This is a genomic window from Burkholderia sp. Leaf177, from assembly GCF_001424345.1.
Taxonomy (GTDB): domain Bacteria; phylum Pseudomonadota; class Gammaproteobacteria; order Burkholderiales; family Burkholderiaceae; genus Caballeronia.
In genome coordinates, this window is sequence record NZ_LMPF01000001.1 from 559,051 (window position 1) to 582,556 (window position 23,506).

17 protein-coding genes and 1 riboswitch are annotated in these 23,506 nt (G+C 60.5%); of the genes, 10 read left to right on the forward strand and 7 right to left on the reverse strand.

Going from position 1 to position 23,506, the window contains the following annotated elements; translation table 11 throughout:
- Window positions 1-91: 91 nt before the first annotated feature.
- Complete coding sequence (locus tag ASG35_RS02530; RefSeq protein ID WP_056352433.1) at window positions 92-568, forward strand: Lrp/AsnC family transcriptional regulator; 477 nt, start codon at window positions 92-94, stop codon at window positions 566-568.
- Window positions 569-692: 124 nt separating this feature from the next.
- On the forward strand, window positions 693-899 hold the full coding sequence (locus ASG35_RS02535) for a hypothetical protein (protein WP_056352435.1): 207 nt from the start codon (window positions 693-695) through the stop codon (window positions 897-899).
- Window positions 900-920: 21 nt separating this feature from the next.
- Here the strand turns inward: ASG35_RS02535 and ASG35_RS02540 are convergent, their stop codons facing one another.
- Window positions 921-3,392 carry an FUSC family membrane protein gene (locus ASG35_RS02540; RefSeq protein ID WP_056352934.1) on the reverse strand — a complete coding sequence of 824 codons (2,472 nt, stop codon included), beginning with the start codon at window positions 3,390-3,392 and terminating at the stop codon, window positions 921-923.
- Window positions 3,393-3,616: 224 nt separating this feature from the next.
- Between ASG35_RS02540 and recC the strand changes: the two genes are divergently transcribed.
- From recC to arfB, 4 genes are read left to right on the forward strand one after another with little or no spacing between them, the layout of a single operon-like run.
- Complete coding sequence (gene recC, locus ASG35_RS02545; RefSeq protein WP_056352437.1) at window positions 3,617-7,033, forward strand: exodeoxyribonuclease V subunit gamma; 3,417 nt, start codon at window positions 3,617-3,619, stop codon at window positions 7,031-7,033.
- On the forward strand, window positions 7,030-10,707 hold the full coding sequence (gene recB, locus ASG35_RS02550; protein ID WP_056352438.1) for an exodeoxyribonuclease V subunit beta: 3,678 nt from the start codon (window positions 7,030-7,032) through the stop codon (window positions 10,705-10,707). Before recC ends, recB begins: the two co-directional genes overlap by 4 nt.
- The gene (locus ASG35_RS02555) at window positions 10,704-12,671 is read left to right on the forward strand and encodes an AAA family ATPase (RefSeq protein ID WP_056352439.1); all 1,968 of its coding nucleotides are present in this window, start codon (window positions 10,704-10,706) and stop codon (window positions 12,669-12,671) included. Before recB ends, ASG35_RS02555 begins: the two co-directional genes overlap by 4 nt.
- A 5-nt stretch (window positions 12,672-12,676) precedes the next feature.
- A complete protein-coding gene (arfB, locus tag ASG35_RS02560; protein WP_056352936.1) occupies window positions 12,677-13,081 on the forward strand; it encodes an alternative ribosome rescue aminoacyl-tRNA hydrolase ArfB in 405 nt (134 codons plus the stop codon).
- A 16-nt stretch (window positions 13,082-13,097) separates the two neighbouring features.
- Here arfB and ASG35_RS02565 read toward each other — a convergent pair whose 3' ends face one another.
- The 4 genes from ASG35_RS02565 to thiC form a co-directional block, all read right to left on the reverse strand.
- A complete protein-coding gene (locus ASG35_RS02565) occupies window positions 13,098-14,696 on the reverse strand; it encodes an L-lactate permease (RefSeq protein ID WP_056352440.1) in 1,599 nt (532 codons plus the stop codon).
- Between the two features lie 521 nt (window positions 14,697-15,217).
- Window positions 15,218-15,667 (reverse strand): hypothetical protein, encoded by a 450-nt coding sequence (locus ASG35_RS02570; protein WP_056352441.1) that lies wholly within the window; start codon window positions 15,665-15,667, stop codon window positions 15,218-15,220.
- Window positions 15,668-15,876: 209 nt separating this feature from the next.
- Window positions 15,877-16,089: a glycine zipper 2TM domain-containing protein gene (locus ASG35_RS02575; protein ID WP_056352442.1), complete on the reverse strand. Its 213-nt coding sequence runs from the start codon at window positions 16,087-16,089 to the stop codon at window positions 15,877-15,879.
- Window positions 16,090-16,307: 218 nt separating this feature from the next.
- A complete protein-coding gene (thiC, locus tag ASG35_RS02580) occupies window positions 16,308-18,239 on the reverse strand; it encodes a phosphomethylpyrimidine synthase ThiC (RefSeq protein WP_056352443.1) in 1,932 nt (643 codons plus the stop codon).
- A gap of 229 nt (window positions 18,240-18,468) precedes the next feature.
- Window positions 18,469-18,598, reverse strand: a riboswitch (TPP riboswitch).
- 400 nt (window positions 18,599-18,998) lie between these two features.
- Here thiC and ASG35_RS02585 point away from each other — a divergent pair.
- Window positions 18,999-20,102 carry an EamA family transporter gene (locus tag ASG35_RS02585; RefSeq protein WP_082508190.1) on the forward strand — a complete coding sequence of 368 codons (1,104 nt, stop codon included), beginning with the start codon at window positions 18,999-19,001 and terminating at the stop codon, window positions 20,100-20,102.
- A gap of 67 nt (window positions 20,103-20,169) precedes the next feature.
- Here the strand turns inward: ASG35_RS02585 and ASG35_RS02590 are convergent, their stop codons facing one another.
- Together ASG35_RS02590 and ASG35_RS02595 are read right to left on the reverse strand one after the other, a co-directional pair.
- Window positions 20,170-20,310, reverse strand: a complete 141-nt coding sequence (locus tag ASG35_RS02590; protein WP_056352444.1) for an entericidin A/B family lipoprotein — start codon at window positions 20,308-20,310, stop codon at window positions 20,170-20,172.
- A gap of 345 nt (window positions 20,311-20,655) precedes the next feature.
- Window positions 20,656-22,050, reverse strand: coding sequence for a sensor histidine kinase (locus ASG35_RS02595; protein ID WP_056352445.1), 1,395 nt, complete (start codon window positions 22,048-22,050; stop codon window positions 20,656-20,658).
- Between the two features lie 204 nt (window positions 22,051-22,254).
- Here ASG35_RS02595 and ASG35_RS30640 point away from each other — a divergent pair, with 204 nt between their 5' ends.
- The 3 genes from ASG35_RS30640 to ASG35_RS02600 all read left to right on the forward strand — a co-directional run bounded on the left by ASG35_RS30640 (window position 22,255) and on the right by ASG35_RS02600 (window position 23,446).
- Complete coding sequence (locus ASG35_RS30640) at window positions 22,255-22,431, forward strand: DUF1328 family protein (protein WP_075360549.1); 177 nt, start codon at window positions 22,255-22,257, stop codon at window positions 22,429-22,431.
- 127 nt (window positions 22,432-22,558) lie between these two features.
- Window positions 22,559-22,720 carry a DUF1328 domain-containing protein gene (locus ASG35_RS30645; RefSeq protein WP_075360550.1) on the forward strand — a complete coding sequence of 54 codons (162 nt, stop codon included), beginning with the start codon at window positions 22,559-22,561 and terminating at the stop codon, window positions 22,718-22,720.
- Window positions 22,721-22,852: 132 nt separating this feature from the next.
- Entirely contained in the window at window positions 22,853-23,446 is a 594-nt protein-coding gene (locus ASG35_RS02600; RefSeq protein ID WP_056352446.1) for a ferritin-like domain-containing protein, read from the forward strand.
- The last annotated feature ends 60 nt before the right edge of the window (window positions 23,447-23,506 follow it).

The following is a 23,506-nucleotide window of genomic DNA, read 5'->3' on the forward strand; positions in this document are numbered from 1 at the left end:
TTTATACCGGTTTGCTCGTGGAAGAAGTTTCCATATAATTTCGTGAAGTAGCGTAAAAGTAGAATAATTTCCTACAAGGGGCGGCCTGGGCATGGACCTTATCGATCGCAAGTTGCTGGAACTGCTTCAGGAAGATGTCACGATGCCCATCGCCGAACTTGCGACGCGGGTCAACCTTTCGCAGACCCCTTGCTGGAAGCGCGTTCAGCGACTGAAGGAAGCCGGCGTGATTCGCGCGCAAGTCGCCCTGTGCGATCCCCGCAAGCTCGGCGTGGGAACCACGGTATTCGTGGCGGTTAAAACGAACCAGCACACACAGGATTGGGCGGACGCGTTCACGCGCGCCGTGCGGGATATTCCCGAGGTGGTCGAGGTGTATCGGATGAGCGGGGAAACGGACTATCTGATGCGCGTGGTGGTGTCGGATATCGACGACTACGACCGTGTGTACAAATCACTGATCCGCGCGATTCCGCTTTATGACGTCAGTTCGAGTTTCGCCATGGAACAGATCAAATATTCCACGGCACTGCCGGTCAGGCCACCGCTCGGCGTGACAGGGAATTAGTTTGCGCCGGGCATGTGGACCACGTCTTGCGCGGGTGTCGGAGGCAGGGCGCCGAAATCCATCTGAAATCGGTGTCGGGTAAGATCCTGCGTTTCGCCCAATCTCAAAAAGAGCTTCGATTTTCATGACCGATGACCGCCGCAAACAGGCCCCGACGCGCAAGAATCCTACTTTCGCGATCAGCATTCTTATCGTGGTCGTGGTGCTGCTTGTGATTGGAACGCTGTTCTTCAACGCGATCCGCGAAAAGCGCGACTACGAGCATGAGAACGCCACGCCCGCATCCAGCACGACAGTGCCTGCCGCGCCTTCTACGGGCGCATCTCAATAAACGCGCGGGCTCACAAGTCTTTCATTCCGGCAGATTGATGAGGCTCGCGTCTTTGCGGATCAGGAACGAGGCCGTCAGCATCTGCTTGCATTGATGCGCCAGAAGCTTCAGGTCCTGAACGGCGTCGAACGGAATATCTTCCGCGCGCTCGGCGCCGACCACCATTGAATCCAGCTCAACCGTCAGTTGCTTCGATTGCTCGGCCTGGTCGTCAGGCGCGGGCACGCCATCTTGCGCCTGCGTTAAATTGTCGCGAATCACGCTCAACGCACGTTGAACCGGTTGAGCGGCGTGACCCGCCGCGGATTTCCCTACGGATTGCAGCAAAGGCCCGGCAGCCGTGATCTGGGATGCAAGCACGTGACTGCGCACCAGCAAGTCGTTGAGCTCAGGAACGAATTTCTGCTGCGCTTTCGGCTCGAGCATCATGCGTTGAAAAGCCTGACCTAGATTTGCGAACGCGATGTGCACGTTCTTGCGCGCGAGGCGGTATTTGAAATCGCTGTCCAGGGCCGACGCCGCTTCGGCCGCCGCTGCCGATGCACCCGACTGGGCGGTTGCCGCAGCACTTTCGCCTGTCAACGGTTTGGATTTGGCGGCGGTGCTCGCGCTTGGAGCCGCAAGCATCGACGAGTTTTCGCCGTCCACCTTTAACGCCGGCCCCGGCGTTTCTGATCTCGCCAGCGCTGACGTAGCGGCTTCGGCGGTTGCCGCGTTGGCGTCGGCGAAAACAGTTGGATTCACTGCGGCGTTCGTGGCTTCCGGCTGCGCCGCCGGTTTGCCCGTCCACCACCAGCTTGCTTCAAGATAGTTGCGCATGGCGCCGATCATGTCGTGCACTTGCTTGCCCATAAGCCGGTATTCCCAGTACGGGAACAAATGGCTTGCAGCAATCGCGATGGCGCAACCCACGGCGGTATCGATTGCCCGTTCGCCGATCAGGCGCATCCCGCCCGGCGCGAGCAAGTGCAGCATTAGCAGCACATAAGCCGATGTAAAGACAACACTCGCCGTGTAGTTGAAGAGCAGAAGGCTGTAGCTCATAACCATGCAGGCGAACATGGCCACGAGCAGCACATGCGGATCCTTGACCACGAAAATCAGGCCGACGCACGCCGTGCATCCAATCGCCGTGCCGATGATCCGCTGCACGTTGCGCTGTTTGGTGAGCGAATAGCCTGGCTTGAGAATGATGACGGTGGTCATCACGATCCAGTAGGCATTGGTCAGCGGCAGCAAGCGCCCGAGCCAGAAGCCGATGCCAACGGCAATCGTCACGCGCAACGCGTGACGAAAGCTCGGTGACGACATGGTCAGGTTCGAGAAAATCTGCATGAACGGCACGCGCCGGCTCGACACGAAACGCGCGAGTTTAGGATCGACTCGAATTTCCGTTTCAGTGATGCCCGGATCGTGACGCGTCTGGCGTCGCATTTTATCGATGAGACGAGTCGCGCTCCATAACCGCCTGAAGGCCGACGACACCGCCGAATACGCCTCCGGATTTTTCTGTGGAACCTCGTGCTTGCGCATTTGATCGAGCTCGTACTCGATTGCGCGCAACTCCGCCTTCACATTGATCTTCGGACGCGCCGGCCGGTTCTGCAGCACGGCAAGACCAATGTCTTCGAGATCGAGCGCGGACTTGCGCATCAGATCCCGATAGAAGATCAGGATATCCGCGCCGCCGAACGTGTTGCGCACAAGCGGATAATCAGTGTGCGCACCCACGAACATCTCATGCAGATCCACTGCATTGATGAACAGGTTGAAAAGCATTGCGCGGCGCGGATCGAGCTTGCCGCTGCGCAATTTCGGCAGGTTGCGCAGCACGATGTCGCGCGCTGCATCCTGTCGTTCAACTGCCAGGATCTGCTTTTCGATCAGCTTTCGATAACACTCGTCAATATTGATATCGAGATCGTAAAACTCGGAACGCGCGAGCAGATATTCGGCGCAACTGAAGACACTTTCCGCGAGCGCCTGCCGTTCGATCCGATACACCATCCAGCGGCTGACGAAGGTAGCCCAGTATGTGTACCAGAGGCCGCCGAGCAAGATCCACGACGCATAAATCAGCGCTTGCATCGGCGTGAAATGCTCTTCCAGCGTCACGATCATCATGAAGAGCGTGGCGAAGCTGATCTGCGGCCAGCGATTGCCGTACACCACAATCAGCGACAAAACGAACGTGAGCGGCACGACGGTCAGCCACAACGTCACCACGTTCGCGCTCGCAATTCCAGTGGCGAGCGCCGACAAGAATCCGATCACCGTGCACGCCAGCATCTCGTTGTGCTTGTACTTCAACGGGCCGGGCATATCGACCACGCATGCGCCCAAGGCGCCGGTCGCTATGGTGAAGCCGAGTTCGCGATTGTGAAAAATGGTCAGCATCAGTACGGCCGGCAGCGAAACGCCGAGCGCGATGCGCAAGCCGCCGAAAAAGTACTGGCTATAAATGAATTTTCTGATCTCTAGCGAGTAACGCATCAACTTCCTAATTTCCCGGCGTGGTCCCGGCTGCCATGCGAGGCGCTCGGACCTGCCTTTCATTGTGGCTTCGAGTCTAACCCAACTCGACGGCATCGAAACCTAGGCCGATCGGCCGAATCGCGGTGGCGAACGGCCTTTGCTATCCTGTTGTTTCACCTCGCGACACGTCCCTGGCTTTTGCCGAACGAGCCGTTGCCTTTCACGCTCAACTAGCAGGATCCATGCTCGAACTTTTCTATTCGAACCGCCATGAAACGCTGTCGCAGGCGTTGCTGGACGACGTCGCCGCGTTCGCGCTCAACGACGGCAATCCATTCGCAAGCCAGACCATCATCGTGCCGAGCGCAGCAGTGCGCAGGCGGTTGGAACTCGATATGGCGGCGCGTTTCGGGATCTGCGCAAACGTGGATTTGTGTTATCTGGCGCAATGGTTGTGGGCGCGGATTGGGGGCGTGCTGCACGTGCCCGAGCATTCGCCATTTGCGCCAGACCGGCTGGTGTGGCGTTGCTTTCGGCTGCTCGGCGACGTGGCGGACGCGGCGCCCGAAGGTTCATCGCGATTACACGCATACCTCGATGCCGCCGACGATTCCATGCGCTACGAGCTCGCGCGACGCATTGCGACGGTGTTCGATCACTACCTGACATACCGGCCGGAATGGCTGCTGCACTGGCAGGCGGGCGGTTCGATCCTGGCGTCCGCTGCCGGCGCGATCGATGCAAACGGTCCGCGCCTGCCGAATGCCACCGCTATCCAGCGCGAAGACGAACGCTGGCAGGCCAAGTTGTGGCGCGCGCTTCTGGCTGACCTTGCCATTGACAACGAAACACGCAACGCCGAGGCACGTGATCCCACGCCGCCCGCATACAAGTTCCTGACTGAATCGCCGAAGCTCGACCTCGATGCCGTGATGAAAGCCGAATGGCCCGAGCGCGTGAGCGTGTTCGCGTTGCCGACCATGCCGCCACTGCATATTGCGTTGCTGCGCGAACTGTCGCGCTGGATCGACGTTCGTATTTACGCCATCAATCCTTGCCGCGAATTCTGGTTCGATATCGTCAGCGAAGCACGCGTGGAGCAACTCGAACTCGCTGGCAAACGGGACTTCCAGGAGGTCGGACATCCATTGCTTGCCGAATGGGGCCGTCAGACACAAGCTCAACTCCATATGTTGCATGAGCTGACGGAAAGCGCGGCGTCGCGGGAAGCCAGTCATTTCGAGCACAATGCCGCGCCGACCTGGCTCGCGCATGTGCAGAACGCCATCCTCGATCTCGATGAGCCTTCGGAATCCGGTGAGGCGCTTTCGCTTGAACCCGGGATCGAGATTCATGTTTGCCACAGCTTGTCGCGGCAGCTCGAAGTGCTGCACGACCGCTTGCTCGGCTGGTTCGACGAGGTAGAAGGGCTTCAGCCCTCGGACGTGCTCGTGGCGTTTCCGGACCTGGCTGCGGCCGGTCCGCTTATCGACGGCGTGTTTGGCACGGCGCCGGCGGGCGTGGCCGGGGAGCGCCGCCGGATTCCGTACCGGATCACGGGATTGCCTCCATCGCAGGCAAATCCTGTCGCGCGCGTGCTGCTTGACTGGCTCGCGCTTCCCGAGCGGAGCGTGGGTGCGCCCGAGTTGATTGAATGGCTGCGGGTGGATGCGGTAGCGGCGCGTTATGGCATCGACGCCGTCGCGCTCGAAACCGCGCAGACATGGCTGGCGGCGGCGGGTGCGCGCCGTGGTCTCGCGCCTTTGACTGTCACTGGCGTGGATGTTCCCGCTGCACGCCATACATTTTCCGATGCACTGACGCGGCTTTTCCTCGGCTATGCGCTGCCCGATGGCGGCGCGCCCGTCGACGAATGGCTTCCTGTCGAAGGCGCTCACGGTTCGGATTCGGAATTGCTTGGGCGGTTGACGCGTTTTATCGATGACATCGATGCTTTCGGCGAGCGCGTCGCCACCGCGCGCACGCCTGCGGCCTGGACGCAAACGCTGCTCGACGCACTGACGCAATTCTTCGACGCAGGCCTGCCATTCGCCGATTCAATCGCGGACGTGCGCGCAACGCTCGACTCGCTGATGCTTTCAATGAACGAGGGCGCCGCTGAAACGGAAATCTCCGCCGACGTTCTCCGCACGGCGCTGACCGATGCGCTCGACGACGCAGCGCGTGGCGGCGTGCCTTGGGGCGGCGTAACGTTTTCGTCGCTGACAAGTTTGCGTGGCTTGCCGTATCGCGTGATTTGCTTGCTCGGCATGGACGACGGCATGTTGCCAAGCCTCGCGCGTGCCGACGAATTCGACCTGATGGCGAGTTTCGGCAAGCTTGGGGACCGCCAACGTCGCGACGACGAACGCAATCTGTTCCTCGACTTGCTGTTGTCGGCGCGCGATCGCTTGTTGATCGCCTACACGGGACGCAGCATTCGCGATAACGCCGCGCTGCCGCCCGCTGCTTTGATCGATGAACTGCTCGATCATCTGGCCGAAACGGTTGCGGGAAAGGATGCCCCGCCGAAAGAACTCGAAGCTGCGCGCGGCCGCTTTGTATTCGAGCATCCGTTGCAGCCGTTCGCACCCGAGTATTTCAGCAAGCCGTTGTTCACCTACGAGCCGGAGCGCGCGGAACTCGCGCGTACGCTCGCGCTCGGCAAGACAGAACCGTCTGTCAGGTTCTTCAGCGTGCCGTTGCCGGCGGAGGACGTCGAGCCTATCGGCTTTGACGACTTCGAACGTTTCTGGCGCCATCCGGCACGTGCAATTTTGCGCGATCGTCTGGGCATCGCGCTGTTCGATGCCGAAACAGAACTCGGGGACACCGAACCGTTCGAGCTCGAATATCCCGGCCGCGCCGCGCTCGCTGATCGCGTGCTGCCGTCGCTTCTTGCGCTCACCGCCGATAGTGAAGCCCGCGCCCTCGATCGTGCACGGCGGGTCGCGCGTGCAAGTCCGGAAATGCCGGGCGGCGCGACCGGCGGCGTGTGGCAATCGCGCGAGATCGGCGCGTTGCATTCGCTTGCCAATCGTGTCCGGATTGCAACGGAAGAAGGCGCGTCGCGGTTGCCCTTTACGCTGGATATCCTTCCCCACTGGCCTGAGAGCGAGCCCGGCGTCGAACTGTTCGGCCGCCACGACGCCGCCTTGCGAGCCGACGCGGTTATGCTAATGCAAATTCACGGCACCTTGAATCTGCTGACCGAAGAAGGCCAGATCATCTACCGATACGACGTCCCGCGTGCCCGCGATTATTTGTCCGCGTGGCTCGCCCATCTCGTGTATTGCGCCGCGTTGCCCGATGGACCGCGCCGCACCGTGTGGCACGGACGCGGCGCGCAGTCGAGCGGTTTCGAACTGATGCCGGTTGCCGATCCTCACGCGCATCTCGCGACGCTTGCTGCGTTGTATCGCGCGGGTCGGCGCTTGCCCTTGCGATTCTTCCCAAAAAGCGCGTGGACGTGGGTGACGGAAAGCGAGTCCAAGGCGCAAGGCGTGTGGATATCGGATAGAACGCGCGGCGAGTCGGACGATCCTGCATTACGCATCGCGTTTCGCGGCGCCGACCTGCTGCGACTCGATCAAACCTTCGCCACGCTTGCTCGTATCGTTTTCGAACCGCTCAAGCAGCACATGCGGAGCGACGCATGATGGACACGCAAACAACAATGACGATTGACGAACTCGATGTCTTCGAGTGTTCGCTCGATGGCGTGAACCAGATCGAAGCATCGGCGGGAACGGGGAAGACGTGGAATATCTGCGCGCTTTATGTGCGGCTGCTGCTTGAGAAGAAGCTCGCGGCTGATGCAATCCTTGTCGTCACGTTCACGAAGGCGGCCACGGCCGAGTTGCATGAGCGCATTCGCTCGCGGCTCGTGCAAATAGCGCACGCAATGGAAACGGGCGACTCGGCGGGCGACGCGTTCATCGAGCGACTGTTTGAAACAACGCTCGAGCGCGTCGACCCTGAAGAGGCGCTCAAGCGTATTCACATTGCGCTGCACACTTTCGATCAAGCCGCCATCCACACCATTCACGCGTTTTGCCAGCGCGCGTTGCAGGAAGCGCCGTTCGCCGCGACCATGCCGTTCGCGTTCGAACTCGAAGCCGACGACAGCGCGTTGCGTTTCGAAATGGCGGCGGACTTCTGGCGTGAACGCGTCGAACCCGCGGCGGCGCGCGATGTGTCTTTCGCCGCATGGCTAGTGAGCAAGGGCGCAGGGCCGGCGTCGCTCGACGCGCAGCTTTCGCGCCGCCTGAAAAAGCCGCTGGCCGCGCTGCGCTGGGGCGAACTGGAAGTGGGCGCGCGGGAAGATGCGCGAGCATTATTCGATACCGCGTGCGCGCTCTGGCATGCAGAACGCGATTCAATCGTGCAATTGCTCGTGGATGCAGAAGCCAAGCTCAGCAAGACCACGCACAAGCGCGCATTGATCGATGCCGCGATTGCCGCGTGGTCCGATTATTTCGCCGATAACGACTGTCATGCCGCACCGCCGAAGGAGGCGCTGAAGCTCACTGCAAGCGCGCTGAAGAAAGGCACGAAGGTCAAGAACGAGCCGCCGGCGCATGCGTTCTTCGATCATGCAGAGACGCTTGCCGCAGCCGCCGCGGCTGCGGAAGCGGCACAGCGCGCGGCGTGGCTCGGGATCGTGCGCGAATGGCTCGACTACGCGCCGCTCGAACTGGCGGCGCGAAAACGCACCCGGCGTGTGGTCTCGTTCGACGATCTGTTGTCCAATCTTTATCAGGCGCTCGACGCCAATCCATGGCTCGCCGATGCCCTTCGTGCGCGCTATCCGGCCGCGTTGATCGATGAATTCCAGGATACCGATCCGCTGCAGTTCGCCATTTTCAGCAGGATCTTCGCGCCACAAGGGCCGTTGTTTCTCGTTGGCGATCCAAAGCAGGCCATCTATAGTTTTCGCGCCGCGGATTTGCACACGTATTTGAGGGCGCGCGCCGAGGCGTCGGCTAGATACACGCTTGCGGTCAATCAGCGTTCCACGGCGCCGATCATCGACGCTTGTAATCGCATTTTCAGCGCTAATCCGTCGGCATTCATCCTCGATGGCCTGACGTATCAGCCCGTGCGCGCGGGGACGCGCGAGCGTCAACCGTTAATCGATAACACGCCTTCAGCCGCGTATTCCGATACCGCCGATTTTTGCGTGTGGCTCTTACCGCAAGGTGAATCGGTGTTGTCGAAGACGAACGCGAACCGGCAAGCCGCCGAGGCGTGCGCGGCCGAGATCGTGCGCTTGTTGCGCGGCGCCCAGAACGGCGAAGTCGTCATAGGTGAGAAACCGTTGTCGCCAGGACAGATTGCCGTGCTCGTGCAGACGCACCGGCAGGGCAGTCTTGTCAAACGGGTGCTTGCGAACTGGGGCGTAGGCAGCGTGGAACTCGCGCAGGCATCGGTGTTCGGCACGCTCGACGCCGAGCAGATCGAGCGCGTGCTGGCGGCTATCGATACCCCGGGCGACCTGCGTCGCCTTCGTGCCGCGCTTGCAACCGACTGGCTCGGCCTGGATGCAACCGCGTTATGGAACATGGAGCACAACGAGACCGTAGAAAGTTCGGCCGACGCCATGAGCTGGGTCGACCGATTTTCCCGATACCGGATGTTGTGGCACGAGCGCGGCTTCGCTGTGATGTGGCGCACCCTCGCGCGTGAGTTGTTCATCGCGCAGCGGCTGGTTATCGGACCCGACGGGGAACGCCGCTTGACGAACGTCAACCATCTGGCCGAGCTGATCCAGGCGCGCGGCGCGGTGCAGCCGGGCATTGCGCCAACGTTGCGCTGGCTCGCTGCGCAACGCGCCGAACAAGGCGGCGGGGAAGACGCGCAACTGCGGCTGGAATCGGACCGCAATCTCGTTCAGATCGTGACCGTGCATAAATCGAAGGGCCTCGAATATGCGGTCGTTTTCTGTCCTTTCCTGAACGATGGCGCACTGCGCGATCCGCCTTCATCAGGACTTCCAGATGCCCGCGAGTATCACGACGATGGCTCGGCCGTCCTGCACTATGGCTATACGGACGAAGAAGGCGAACGCGCTTCCGGTCTCGCAACCCGCGAGCAGGCCGCCGAGCGCGCGCGGCTTGTGTACGTCGCGCTGACACGCGCCGTGTACCGGTGTTATGTGGTGGGCGGCGTGTATCTGATCGGCAAATCGGCGAAGGAATCGCGACGCAGCGTGCTCAACTGGCTGGTGGCGGGCGCGGGCCGCGAGTTCGGCGACTGGCTTGGCGAGCCGCCCGAAGAAGACGATGTGATCGACGCCTGGCAAGCGCTCGCGACCGGATCGATTTCGGTCGAGCCATTGCCGGTCATCGATGTGCGCGAGCCATTGGTCGTGCATCGCGATGCCGCGTTTGCGCCTGAGTCGCGAACAAGCAATCGCGTGTTGCGCGACAGCTGGCGGACCGCGAGTTTCAGTTCGATGATCGCCGCCGGCGCGCGCGAGGAATCGAACCAGCCGCAACTCGCCGACGAACGCCCGGACCACGACGGACGTATCGACGCAATCGTGTCTGCCGAACCTCAGTTGCCCGAGACGCCAGTTCAACTCGATCCCGACGATATCCTCGCGTTTCCGCGCGGACCATCGGCGGGGGAATGTCTGCATCGAATGTACGAGCTGGCTGATTTCACGGAACCCGCCACATGGTCAAAAGCCATCAAAGACGCACTGCACGAACATCCCGTCCCGCTTTCCGCCTTTGACGCGCCGGAGACGGATCTCGCCTTGATGATGTCGCGCGTCCTGAAGGACACGGTCAAGACCGAGCTCGTGCCGGGCATGTGCCTTGAAGCCATTTCGCCCAAGCGCCGATTGAACGAACTCGAATTCCTGTTCCCGGCACAATCGCTTGATTTCGCGGCATTACGGCGTGTGCTCGTGGTCCACGGTTTCCCGGATGTCGCGCTCGAAGCCGCTACGTTGCGTGGTTTCGTGAAAGGGTTTATCGACATGATCGTGGAGCACGAAGGCCGCTTCTGGATCATCGACTGGAAGTCGAATCATCTTGGTTTGACGCCCGCCGATTACACCGGTTCATCTCTCGACGCCGCCATGGCTTCACACGCGTACCACTTGCAGGCGCTGTTTTACGTGGTCGCGCTGCATCGTTATCTGAAGATCCGTTTGCGCGATTACGCGTTCGAACGGCACATTGGCGGCTATCTCTATTTGTTCATCCGCAGCGTGCGGCCGGAATGGAGCGTCGACGGCAAACCGGCCGGCGTCCACGTCGGCAAGCCGTCTTTCGAGCTGATCGAGGCGCTCGATCGCCTGATGCAAGGAGTCGCCGCATGAACGCGCCGGATCTGAATCTTATCCCCGACGAAAGCCTGGCGCTCGCCGATGGTTTCGCGCGGAGGATCGGCATGCTGTCGAAGCGTCTTCAACGCGATCCCGGCAACACCCGGTGGGCGCAGCGCGCCGCGTTCGCAGTAAGCCGGGCAACGACGCAGGGCCACGTGTGCATCGCGCTCGATGCACTGGCGCGCAGGTATGGCGAACAGCCTGACGTCGTGCGGACGGCATTGCTTGCAAGCGGCGTGGTGTGTGATGGCGAGGAAGCGGCCGCGGACTTGCTGCCGCTTGTCATCGATTCCGGTCAGCGCATCTATCTCGCACGTTATTTCGACTACGAACAGCGGCTCGCGCGCGCGTTGGTCGAACGTTCCCAGACGGATTTCACCGCGATAGATCCAGACGAGTTGAAAGCACGGGTAGGGCGGTACTTTTCGACTTCAAGAAACGCCGAGGACGGCATCGACTGGCAACGCGTGGCCGCAATAGTCGCGTTGTCGGGACGCCTGACTATTGTCAGCGGCGGGCCGGGAACGGGCAAGACAACCACGGTTGTCGGCGTACTCGCGTGTCTGCTCGACCAGAATCCGGGTTTGCGCGTTGCGCTTGCCGCACCCACGGGCAAAGCTGCGCAGCGCATGCAGGAAGCGTTGGCCGAACGCGCAGGCGATCTGCCGCCGGAGCTGGCGGCGCGCTTGCCCAATACATCGTTCACGTTGCAGCGGCTGCTCGGCACGCAGATGAACGGGCGCTTCCGGCATCATCGTGACAATCCGCTTCCATTCGACGTAATCGTGATCGACGAAGCGTCCATGATCGATGTCGCCCTGGCCGCGCATCTTCTCGAAGCTGTCGCGCCGGACGCGCGCCTCATCATGCTCGGCGACAAGGATCAGCTTTCGGCCGTGGAAGCGGGCGCGGTGTTCGCGGAGTTGAGCGCGCGGCCGGTTTTCAGCCAGCGCAGCGCGGAGCGGATTGCCGGTGCGTTGTCGCTGCCGGTGGAGCGTTTTATCGCCGGATTGCCGAGCGCCGAGGAAGATGATGCGCCGATCATGCCGGACGTCGAACCCGTGTGGTATCCCACGCGCGATGACGAGTCTTATGCCGAACTCGGCTGGCATCCGGCCGCGCCTGCCACGGTTATGCCCGAAGCGCAGAGTCCTTTGACTGATTGCGTGGTTTGGCTGCAGCGCAACTACCGGTTTGGGCTGGAATCGGATATCGGCAGGCTGTCGGTTGCCATTCGCAGTGGTTCGGTGGACGAAGCGCTTGCTGCGTTGGCAGCCGGAGGCAATGCAACGCTCATTACCGACGCCGGGCAGCATCTCGCCGATCGCACGCTCGCGTCGCTCAACGCTGGGTTCGAACCGTACGCACGCGCGCTTGCAGAAGTGCTGGCGTCGGGCAGCAACGCAACGCCGCTATTCGATGCCCTCAATCGCTTCCGCGTGCTTGCAGCAACACGTCACGGGCCACGCGGTGTCGATGAAATCAACGTGCGTGTGTCGGCGTGGGTAAGGGCGGCGGCATCGGTGACGCTAGGCGCGGGCGCGCAATGGTTTGCGGGCCGGCCGGTAATCGTCACGCGCAACGACTACGCGCTCGGGGTGTTCAACGGCGACATCGGCATTGCGCTGCCAACGCCGGGCGGTGCAATGCAGGTCTGCTTCCGTCTGGCCGATGGCACATTGCGCGCCGTTTCGCCCGCCGCGTTGCCGCCTCACGATACAGCGTTCGCGCTGACGGTTCACAAATCGCAAGGCTCCGAATTCGATCACGCCGCGCTCGTGTTGCCGAGCGCGTTCGGCCGGGTTTTGTCGCGGGAACTGGTTTATACGGCGATCACGCGCGCGCGCAGCCGTGTCGATGTAATCGGTTCGGCGGCGGTTTTCGCGCAGGCCGTCCAAACGCCGACGCGGCGTGATTCGGGATTGGCGGCGCGCATTGTGGAGGCGGCATCGTGAATTACATGATCGACTATGTAATCCAGCCGAACGAGGTCGAGCTGATCGCCGTGCGCGCGCAGGGCGCGGGCGGGCAGAACGTCAACAAGGTATCGAGCGCCATTCATCTGCGCTTCGATATCCGCGCGTCGTCGTTGCCGGAGTCGATCAAGATGCGTCTTCTCGCATTGCGCGACAGCCGTATCACGCGGGACGGCGTGATCATCATCAAGTCCCAGGAGCACCGGACGCAGGACATGAACCGCGCCGCCGCGCTCGCCCGGCTCGACGAGATGGTCCAGCGCGTGAGCATCGTTCGGCGCACGCGCGTGGCCACCAAGCCTACGCGTGCGTCGCAGGTGCGAAGAGTCGAAGGAAAGGTTCGCCGCGGCGCCGTGAAAGCGACGCGCGGGCGAGTGGTCGGAGATTGAAGCGGCGACAGCGGCTTTAGTGAGGAATCATCCACGTCAGCACGTTTTGCTGCAGCCAGACGAGCAGGCCGAGGAGCACGGTCAGCAGGATCGAATGCTTGAACGTCTTGGCGAATACCACGCCTTCCTTGCCTTTGAGTTCCGTGGTGGCAACGCCTGTGGAGATGTTTTGCGGCGAGATCATCTTTCCCATCACGCCGCCCGATGAATTGGTCGCTGCCATGAGGATCGGATTGAGGTTGAGCTGCCGCGCCGCGACCACTTGCAGATTGCCGAAGAGCGCGTTGCCCGATGTATCGCTGCCGGACAGGAACACCGCAACCCAGCCGAGGAATGCGGAGACCAGCGGGAAAAACGCGCCCACGGAGGCCACGCCCAATCCCAGCGTGTAGTTCATGCCGGAGTAGTTCATCAGGTATGCAAGCCCTACGATCGTCGCCACGGTCAGTATCGCGATGCGCGTCTGGATCCAGGTGTCGGCAATCGATGCACCGAATTCACGTGCCGGCAACTTCACGATCAGTGCGGTAATGATCGCGGCGACGAGGATCGCAGTGCCTGTGGCAAGTGGCTGGAAATCCCAGATCGCTGCATATGGCTGGTTGTAAAGCGTGATGAAGACGGCTTTGTCGAGTCCCGGCCACGCCACTTTTACATCGCCGATCATGAAGATTTTCGCGACCGTCCAAACGATCACGACCACCGACACCACGATCCACGGTACCCAGCCGTGTCCGCCGGAGAGTTGCCCGCGTGTTTGCGCGACGCGATCCACGTTCACGGCGAACCGTTCGTCAGGCGCCGGCTTCCAGACCCGGAGGAACGCGATCGTCAGGATGAGCGAGACGAGTGACGACAACACGTCAGTAAGCGCGTAGCTGATGAAGTTCGATGTCACGAATTGCGTGAGCGCGAACGTCCCGCCGGCAACGAGCAGCACCGGCCAGATCTTGAGCATGTTGCGAAACCCCGCATACACGCCGATCACATAGAACGGCAGCATCAACGCGAAGAACGGCAACTGGCGGCCGACCATCTTCGCAAGGGCATCGGTGGGAAGGTGGGTGACGGCGCCGAGCACGGTGATCGGCACGCCGAGTGCGCCGAACGCTACGGGCGCCGTATTGAAGATCAGTGTGAACGTCAGCGCTTCGAGCGTGGGAAAGCCAAGCAGGATCAGCAGCGAACTGGTGATTGCGATCGGTGTGCCGAAACCGGAAATGCCTTCGAGCAGCGCACCGAAAGAAAATCCGATCACAACAAGTACGATGCGCCGGTCGTTCGGCAGGTTATCGATCATCCACATGCGGAACGCTTCGAAGCGCCCGGAGCGTTGAGCGATGTTGTAGAGCAGGATGGCCGCGAACACGATCCACATCACGGGCCAGACAGCGAAGACCGCGCCTGCCGCCACCGAGTCGATGGCAAGTCCCGCCGGAAAGTGCCACACGGCGATGGCAACGACGATCCCGACAACGAGCCCTGCAAGCGAAGCCTGCCACGCGGGCCTGCGCGCCCATCCGAGCAAGACGAGCACCACGATAATTGGCAGCGCCGCGACGATGAAGGACCAGCCGAGCGATCCGCCGACAGGCGTCAGAATCTGATGGAACATAACGTCTCCTGGTTTTTATTTTTAAAGGACGCGCGGCGGTTCCGATTCTGGCGATCGGGATCGATTCAGCGTCAGCGCGTTATCGACGCGTTTTCGACGCGTTATTAAGCGCCCGGCTAATGCGTCTCGACTAAGAATAGAGCGATGTGAACAGACGTCAAGGAACGAATCCTTACTAGTTCATTGCTGCAGCGGATTGCTTCATCGAACGGTCGGCTCTTGCGCAGGCGCACTTGGCGAAACATCGGAAGACGATGCATCGCGGAGCACCCATACGGAAAGCACACCGAGGCAAGCTGCAAGCCAAAGCAGGATCAGCGCAAAGACCAGCATATGAGGGTTCCCGGACGGAGCGCGCGAAACGGCGCTTTCAGGGAAGGCCAGAGCTAAAAGCGTGCCAGATCGTTTAGGATTTGCGGCCGCTGTATTTGCGGCTCTGGCAAATAAACAAGCCACGCCAAGTGGCGCGGCTTATGTGAAAGCATTACATCGAGTGAGTAAGGCGGGAGTAAGGCGAACCCTTAATGGTAGTGACCGTGGCCGCCGCCGCCGCCGTGCCATCCGCCACCGCCGTGGCCACCGCCCCACCAGCCGAAGCCGATCGACACGGATGGTCCGCCATAACCATATCCGTACGGGTAACCGTAATACGCCGGGTAGGGCGCGTAGACCGGATAGCTGGGGTAATAAACTGGCGGCGGCGCATACGCCACAGGCGGCGCGGCGGAGGCATAAGTATTTGAGTTTTGCTGCGTGTTTTGCGTGGTGTCATTCGCCTGCGCGGCGCTCGATCCGGCGGTGGCGTCGGGCGCGACGGGTATTTCTCGCTGCGCCTGAGCCGTGCCGACCACGGGCGTACCGGCATAAGCCGGATATCCAGGATAGGCGGGGTAATAACCGTACGGCACGTAATAACAGCCGCTCAAGCTCAAGGCGCCCGCGAGGGCGGCTACTGCGAGCTTCGGGTTCATGATGCGACTCCAGGGTTGCGTCGAAACGCGATATTCGGAAGAACGAAACAGATATCAGGAGCCTAGCGCATCGGTGAAACGCCGGAAAGCATTGGCTAGCGCGCGAATATTTCCTCGTGTTTCATACTGCTGAATCGACCGGAAGCGGTGCCCGGCCAACGAGATTAAATCAGGCGGCCGGGTTGATCCAGGATGTTATTGGCTAGGTCTCACTTCCCAACCTGATTGCCAATAAGCCCGCCCGCCGCCGCACCGCCTACGGTTGAAAGCGCGTTTCCGCCGAGGGCTGCGCCCGCTACGCCACCAACGCCCGCGCCGATAGCTGTGTCCCGTTGACGAGTGCTCATTTGATCGCAGGCAGACAGGCCGCCGAGAAGGGTAACAACGAGAGCAGCAGCGCCAATCTGTTTGATCTTGTCCATTTCAACTCTCCAAATCGATAATCACGAAGGTGTGACAGGGTGTAGCGGAATTGGCATGTCCTGATCTCGCGTCCACCCCGGACGACCAGACAGTCCTGCCGATTCTTTCAATCCTGAAGCAGAAACAGTGCCCGATCGCCATATTCCGCTGAACAAAGCAAACGGCCCGCGACATTCAATATGTGCGGGCCGTTTTTACATCGGTGCAATGTCAGCTTTTACGTACGCTGGTAAATCTCCGAGCCTTTCTTCACGAACTCGATTGCCTTGGTCTGCATGCCTTGCTTCAACGCCTCGATATCCGATACCCCTTGTTTCGCCGCGTACTCACGCACGTCCTGCGTGATTTTCATGGAGCAGAAATGCGGACCGCACATCGAGCAGAAATGCGCGACCTTGGCGGAATCCTTGGGCAGGGTTTCGTCGTGGAATTCACGCGCCTTGTCCGGATCGAGGCCGAGGTTGAACTGGTCGTCCCAGCGGAATTCGAACCGCGCTTTCGATAACGCATTGTCACGAACCTGCGCGCCTGGATGACCCTTGGCGAGATCGGCGGCGTGCGCTGCGAGCTTGTACGTGATGATGCCGGTCTTCACGTCGTCTTTGTTCGGCAGGCCCAGATGTTCCTTCGGCGTGACGTAGCAGAGCATGGCGGTGCCGAACCAGCCGATCATCGCGGCGCCAATGCCCGACGTGATGTGGTCGTAACCCGGTGCAATGTCCGTGGTCAACGGCCCGAGCGTGTAGAACGGCGCTTCGTCGCACCAGTCGAGCTGGAGGTCCATGTTCTCCTTGATGAGCTGCATCGGCACATGGCCCGGCCCTTCAATCATCACCTGCACGTCGTGCTTCCACGCAATCTGCGTCAACTCGCCGAGCGTCTTCAGTTCGCCGAGCTGGGCTTCGTCGTTGGCATCGTAGATGGAACCCGGACGCAGGCCGTCGCCAAGCGAAAATGCCACGTCGTAGGCCTTCATGATTTCGCAGATGTCCTCGAAGTGCTCGTACAGGAAGCTTTCCTTGTGATGGGCCAGACACCATTTCGCCATGATCGAGCCGCCGCGCGAGACGATGCCCGTCATGCGGTTTGCGGTCATCGGCACGTAGCGGAGCAAAACGCCCGCGTGAATGGTGAAGTAATCCACGCCCTGTTCGGCCTGTTCGATCAGCGTGTCGCGAAAGATCTCCCACGTGAGGTCTTCGGCCTTGCCGTTGACCTTTTCGAGCGCCTGATAGATCGGCACCGTTCCGATCGGCACCGGGCTATTGCGGATGATCCATTCGCGCGTCTCATGAATGTGCTTGCCGGTCGAAAGATCCATGACCGTGTCGCCGCCCCAGCGGATCGACCACGTCATCTTGTCGACCTCTTCGCCAATTGACGACGTCACCGCCGAATTGCCGATGTTCGCGTTGATCTTCACCAGGAAATTGCGGCCGATGATCATCGGTTCGCTTTCCGGATGGTTGATGTTGTTCGGGATGATCGCGCGTCCTCGGGCGACTTCCTCGCGCACGAATTCGGCCGTGATTTCCTTCGGCGCACCTTCGCCAAACGCCTTTGCGCCGAACGCCTGGCCGGGATGCTGGCGGCCCATCATCGCGGCGAGCTTTTCGCCGTTCGGGCCGCTCTGCTTCAGCGATTCGAGATATTCGGCGCGGCGCTGGTTCTCGCGGATTGCGACAAATTCCATTTCCGGCGTGATGATGCCCCGCCGCGCGTAGTGCATCTGCGAGACGTTTTTGCCGGCCACGGCGCGGCGCGGTGTCCGGTGCAGGCCTTTGAAGCGCAGATCGGCGGTGGCGGGATCGGCGGCGCGTTCGCGGCCGAAATCGCTGGAAAGACCGTTGAGCGATTCGGTATCGCCGCGTTCCTCTATCCACGCCTGGCGCAACGCGGGCAGGCCCGAGCGGATATCGATGCTCGCGTCCGGATCGGAATAGGGGCCGGAGGTATCGTAGACATACACCGGCGGGTTTTTTTCGCTGCCGAAACTTTCGTTCGTATCGGATTGCGTGATTTCGCGCATCGGCACGCGGATGTCCGGGCGCGAACCCGTCACGTAGATCTTGCGCGAATTGGGCAGCGGAGCGATAGCGGCGGCGTCGACTACAGCGTCGGCAGACAGGAACTTCGGGTTGGCGTTCATGCGGTTTCTCCTGTGTCGACCGGAGCAAGGGCATAAGCGCCGACTCCGGTCCCATGCAGATGGTTGCTATGGGGACGGTGTTCCCAGCCGGCCGCGCGTTTGCAAGACGAAGCCACGCGCACGGTGTCAGCTGAGCCAAACGCTAGCAACGGGAGACCGAAGAAAAAGCAGAGAGAGGAGGCGGCGGATTCGGCGAGGATGCGCGAGAAGAAAGAGAAAGACCCCGGCGCGGCAAAATCCGAACGCTTCCCTGCGCTGGCATTATCCAGATCAGGTTCAAAGGGTATTTCTCACCCGCGACACACGGACAATCCGTAGAACAGATTGCGATGTGCAGCGCAGGACCCCCGCGTTAGCAGCCGCAACAATACACCGCGCCGTAGCGTGTTGGCAACCATCTGTAACGATCTTGCGTAAGCGCAGGGCGCTTACTGCATAATGGCGTCCACCGCGTGCTGTCATGGTGTTTTCCCGGATGCGCCCCGATTTTTTTCGTGCGTCCGGTCCAGATCTGACCTCGTGGCGGTTCGTGCCCGCTTTCGAGCGGGTTGCGAGCTTCGGCATGAAGATGCCCGACCCTTTTCTGCTGCTTCCGACATGTTGTTCTGCCTTGCCCGTTTTGCCGCGATACTCGAGCGGCATGCGCGCCGTTCATCGATTCACCGCTTGTCCGCGGTCGAATCAATGCCGGCGGTCCTGAGCTTTTCTTCGGGTTTGGCCGCGTGGCCAGCCGGCATCGCCATCGGCGCGGAGTGACGGATGTCTACACCGTTGCCGCCGCAGTCTTCATCTTCGTCACCTTCTTCACAATACGTTCCGCCCGCGCCGGATCATTCCGCCGATATCCTGCCATTCCCACAGCCGGTTGCTGAGTCGCCGCCGCAGTCTGATGCCTTCGCGGCAGACGTATCGCCGCCGCAAGCCGTAGCCGATACCACCCAGCGTCGTCCGTTCAGTCTGCCGGGTTATTTCCCGTTCCGGCTTCCCGCCACACGCGGCGGACGGATCGCGCTGGCGCTTTGCGTGGTTTATTTGGTCTGGGGCTCGACCTACATGGCCGTGCATCTGTCGCTGGAATCGTTTCCGCCGCTGATGCTTTCCGGCTTGCGCAATTTGTTCGCGGGCATCGGCTTGTTCATCTTCGCCGCGCGCCGCAATCCGATCTGGCCGAAGGCGGCCGAGGTCCGCAACGCGGCGCTGGTGGGTACGTTGCTCGTGGGTTTGTCGAGCGGAATGCTCGCATTCGGCATGCGTACGGTCGAGACCGGCACGGCCGCCGTCATGGTCGCGACCGTGCCGCTGTTCGCAACGGTCATCGCCGCCATTGCCGGGCGCAAGGTAGCAAAGGGCGAATGGATCGCGGTGGGATTGGGTCTGGTCGGAATCGGGCTGCTGAATCATGGCGATCCGTCGTCGGGTTCAACGGCCGGCAGTCTTGCAATCTTGTGTGGCGCGATTTTCTGGGCGGGCGGTTCTCATCTCGCCAGCCGTCTGAAGTTGCCTTCGGACTTGCTGGTATCGACCGCATTGCAGATCGGGCTGGGCGGGATGATGGCGACCATCGTGGCGTGGGTGTCGGGCGAGCGGATCGTAAGCATGGGATTCACGCCGTTCCTCTCGTATCTCTACTTGATGCTCGTTGGTTCGATGGCCGCGTATGTCGCTTATGCATACCTGATCCGGCACACGAGCCCGATCATTGCGAGCAGTTGCATGTACGTGAATCCGGTCGTGGCCGTGGTGATCGGCGCGCTGTTCCTGGGCGAAGTGATCACGGAGTGGACCGTGATGGCCACGTTGATCATTCTGGCTAGCGTAGGTTTGTCGTTCTGGTTCGACTATAAGCGGCGCGGGCTGGTTTGATTCTTCACGCACAAGACGAAAAAAGAGCCTCCTGAGAGGCTCTTTTTGCATTCGCTTACGACTTACGTTACTCAGCGCCGTGCTTATCGGCTGAATTCGTGAGTGCGTTACCAGCCTTCGAGATGTCCTGGCCGGCGCCGGCCGTCGTGTTGCAACCTGCGAGTGCGGCGGTTCCTGCGATCAACAGCAAAGCGATGAGTCGAGTCATGTGAAATTCCCCTTGAGTATGCTGCGATGAATATGGGCAGTCGGCTTATTGTCGATAAACCTGCGATACATGCCCGAAGTTCGAATCCCGGCCATTCAGCGTATCAGCTAACACGTCGTGGCTTTGGTAACGACCGATCCTTGAAACGATTTCCAGCATTGACTGCATCGTTTCGATCGACCACACCGGTCTGAAGAATCTTAAAAAAATGATTGTCCCGGGGCTGTAGGCGCGGATGTTTTTATCGTGTAGGTGCGCTCTCCAAGTTATGTCGGCGGGGTCCTACACGGGCGCTTTTGCAAGGGCTCATGTAGCAAACTCATGTGGCTAATTCACGTAGAAAACTCACGTGGAAAAATTACGCACGCGAGGCATGGTCACGCGGATATCCGTGCCGTGCGGCTCGCGCCGCTGGATCTCGATGCGCCCGCCGCGCGCGCTCACCCGCTGCCGCATGCCAAGCAGCCCGTGCGTATGCGTGCGCTGCAAATCCTGCGGGCGGATGCCGACGCCGTCATCGGCTATATGCATGGACACGCGTTCGTCATCAAGGGCGAGTGCGATCGAGACCCGAGAAGCCCGTGCGTACTTCGCGGCATTCGTAAGCGACTCCTGCGCGACGCGAAACAACGCGATCTCCACTTCCTCGCCGAGCTTGATGTCGTCCTCAGGCAGGGCGAGGTCGAGCGTCCAGCCGGTGCGCTGGGCGGTTTCATCGGCGAGAGTGCGCAACGCCGTGACAAGCCCGAAGTTTGCAAGCACGGTAGGCCGCATGTCTTCGATAATCCGCCGCTTCAGCGCAATACCTTGATCGAGATTGGCCAGCGCACGACCGAGTTTTTCGGCCATCGCGGGTTCCATGTTTTTGAGTTTGTTGGTCACCCATGCCACGTCCATTTTGCTGGCTGTGAGTATCGAGCCGAGTTCGTCGTGGAGTTCGCGTGCCAATTCAGTCTTCTCGTTTTCGCTCACGGACTGCAAATGCCATGCGAGCGCTTCGAGTTGCCGCGTGCGCTCAAACACGAGTTGATCAAGCTCCTCCTGTTGCGTGATCAGCTTCTGCTGCACACGATCCTGCTTGTCTAGCTGAATGCCCAGGTTTCGGAACAACAGCAGGAACAACACGATGTTCAGCGCGCACAACGCGCCTACGCAGAATGTGGAAATACGCTGGTCGGCGCGGCTTGCGTCGAGCGCGGATTGCGCACGGCGTTCTTCGTTGAGGCGCAGCAGGGCAAGGGCTGTATCGAGCGTGTCCGTGTTGGAAGCGTCTTGCGAAGTCAGTCCCGCGTTGATGCGTGCATCGAGAATCGCGCTGAGCTGGCGGAAGCCGGCGAGCGCGGTGTCGTCCGCTTTACGGCGGTAATAGGCATCGAGCAAAGCCACTGATTTTTGAATACGGCTCGCCGTCGCCTTGTAATCCGTTAGGGTCGCCGCGTCCGGAGATGGATGCGAAGCGCGTTCGTCGGCGTTCAGGGATGCGATGTCGCCATTGAGCGCCGTCAATAACGTGGTCGCGCTTTTGGCTTCGAGCGCGGTCTCGTACTCTGCGGCAATGCGCATGCGTCCGGATTCGAGAATCACGAGACCGCCGACCGTAATCACGATGGCGACGGTCATCGCGACGGCCCAGCTCCAGCGGCGCATCCAGCCGTTGATGCGCGCGTTGAGCCTGGCTGCGTGTTGCGCAACGCCTGGCGTCGAGGCCGTCTTGCTGCCGTCGTGTAAAGAAGAAGTCATGAGAGTTGCCGGATTTTTATGCAGCCAGTGTAGCTTTTCAGGCCGATCAAGGCCGCTGAATCAACGCAAACGACCGCTGCTCCAAGATATTTGAAAGCGCATGTCGGCGGTCTCCTACATCAAAAACGGCCAGCGTCCACGTGGAAGCGGGCAGACTCGCCGCTAACATCCGATTATCAAGTCCAACTCTATGGGGAATCGATCATGTTGAAGTGGGCATTGTTTTTCGCGATTATCGCCGTCGTTGCCGGTCTGCTCGGCTTCACCGGCGTTGCAGCGGGTGCGGCCGGTATTGCGAAGTTCCTGTTCGTGCTGTTCCTGATTGTTTGCGTGGTCTTCCTCGTACTCGGCTTCGTAGTGACGAAGAAAATAGTCGATTAGGTTCGGATCCATTCGCAACCAGCCCGATCATTCCTCGATACAGACAGCGGTGCCCGAAAGCGATCTCTTTACCGGTCGCCTTCGGACAACCAAGCTCTTGAATCCATACAAGACGAGGAGGTCGTCCATGCTTCATTACGCCGTCATTTTCTTCGTCATCGCGATCATTGCCGCGGTGTTCGGTTTCACGGGAATTGCCGCGGGCGCCGCCGAAATCGCGAAGATACTTTTCTATATTTTCCTCGTGGTGTTTGTCGTGACCTTGCTGCTCGGCGTGTTCCGGACGTGACGACCAGGCACGCCGTATGCGGACGATGAAAGAAGCGACCGTAGACGCGAGCTATGCCACATTTAAAGGCTCAGCACTCGTCCGGATTCCGTCTAATTGCTGAATACAGAACCCCAAATTTGGAGCACATCAATGTCGAAATCGTCTGCTGTAAAAGCTGCACCGGTCCAACCCAACGACGCAGGTCAAAAGTCGGATCCGTTTGTGCTGGACGTTGAAAAGATTCGCGCCGACGCCCGTCAGCACATGGACGATGGTCCCGTCACGGCAAGCTACGGCGCCGACAAGGATGTCGTGCTGAAGTTGCTGAACGATGCGCTCGCAACCGAGATCGTGTGTGTGTTGCGCTACAAGCGCCATTACTTCATGGCAAAGGGCATCCATTCTGAAGCCGTTGCAAGCGAGTTCGCCGAGCACGCGACCGAAGAGCAGGAACACGCCGATTCCCTCGCTGAACGTATCGTCCAGCTGGGCGGCGAGCCGAACTTTGCGCCGGATAGCCTGGCGTCGCGTTCGCACTCGGAATACAAGGAAGGCGGCAATCTCACCGACATGATTCGCGAGAACCTGATCGCTGAGCGCATCGCGATCGACACGTATCGCGAAATCATCCGCTACCTCGGCGAAAAAGATGTCACCACGCGCCGTCTGTTCGAAGAGATCCTGGCGGTCGAAGAAGAACACGCCGACGACATGGCCGACTTGCTCGACGGCCTCGACGGTTGATACTCGTTGAAATAACGAAGTAACGGACGATAGAAACGAACGACGACGCGCGACGGGATG

Coding starts and splice junctions, on each gene's coding strand:
- ASG35_RS02535 (WP_056352435.1), top strand. CDS start 693: ATGACCGATGACCGCCGCAAACAGGCCCCGACGCGCAAGAATCCTACT.
- ASG35_RS30645 (WP_075360550.1), top strand. CDS start 22,559: ATGCTTCATTACGCCGTCATTTTCTTCGTCATCGCGATCATTGCCGCG.
- ASG35_RS02585 (WP_082508190.1), top strand. CDS start 18,999: ATGTCTACACCGTTGCCGCCGCAGTCTTCATCTTCGTCACCTTCTTCA.
- ASG35_RS02555 (WP_056352439.1), top strand. CDS start 10,704: ATGAACGCGCCGGATCTGAATCTTATCCCCGACGAAAGCCTGGCGCTC.
- ASG35_RS02540 (WP_056352934.1), bottom strand. CDS start 3,392: ATGCGTTACTCGCTAGAGATCAGAAAATTCATTTATAGCCAGTACTTT.
- arfB (WP_056352936.1), top strand. CDS start 12,677: ATGATCGACTATGTAATCCAGCCGAACGAGGTCGAGCTGATCGCCGTG.
- ASG35_RS02600 (WP_056352446.1), top strand. CDS start 22,853: ATGTCGAAATCGTCTGCTGTAAAAGCTGCACCGGTCCAACCCAACGAC.
- recC (WP_056352437.1), top strand. CDS start 3,617: ATGCTCGAACTTTTCTATTCGAACCGCCATGAAACGCTGTCGCAGGCG.
- ASG35_RS02565 (WP_056352440.1), bottom strand. CDS start 14,696: ATGTTCCATCAGATTCTGACGCCTGTCGGCGGATCGCTCGGCTGGTCC.
- thiC (WP_056352443.1), bottom strand. CDS start 18,239: ATGAACGCCAACCCGAAGTTCCTGTCTGCCGACGCTGTAGTCGACGCC.
- ASG35_RS02595 (WP_056352445.1), bottom strand. CDS start 22,050: ATGACTTCTTCTTTACACGACGGCAGCAAGACGGCCTCGACGCCAGGC.
- ASG35_RS02575 (WP_056352442.1), bottom strand. CDS start 16,089: ATGGACAAGATCAAACAGATTGGCGCTGCTGCTCTCGTTGTTACCCTT.
- ASG35_RS02570 (WP_056352441.1), bottom strand. CDS start 15,667: ATGAACCCGAAGCTCGCAGTAGCCGCCCTCGCGGGCGCCTTGAGCTTG.
- recB (WP_056352438.1), top strand. CDS start 7,030: ATGATGGACACGCAAACAACAATGACGATTGACGAACTCGATGTCTTC.
- ASG35_RS02590 (WP_056352444.1), bottom strand. CDS start 20,310: ATGACTCGACTCATCGCTTTGCTGTTGATCGCAGGAACCGCCGCACTC.
- ASG35_RS30640 (WP_075360549.1), top strand. CDS start 22,255: ATGTTGAAGTGGGCATTGTTTTTCGCGATTATCGCCGTCGTTGCCGGT.
- ASG35_RS02530 (WP_056352433.1), top strand. CDS start 92: ATGGACCTTATCGATCGCAAGTTGCTGGAACTGCTTCAGGAAGATGTC.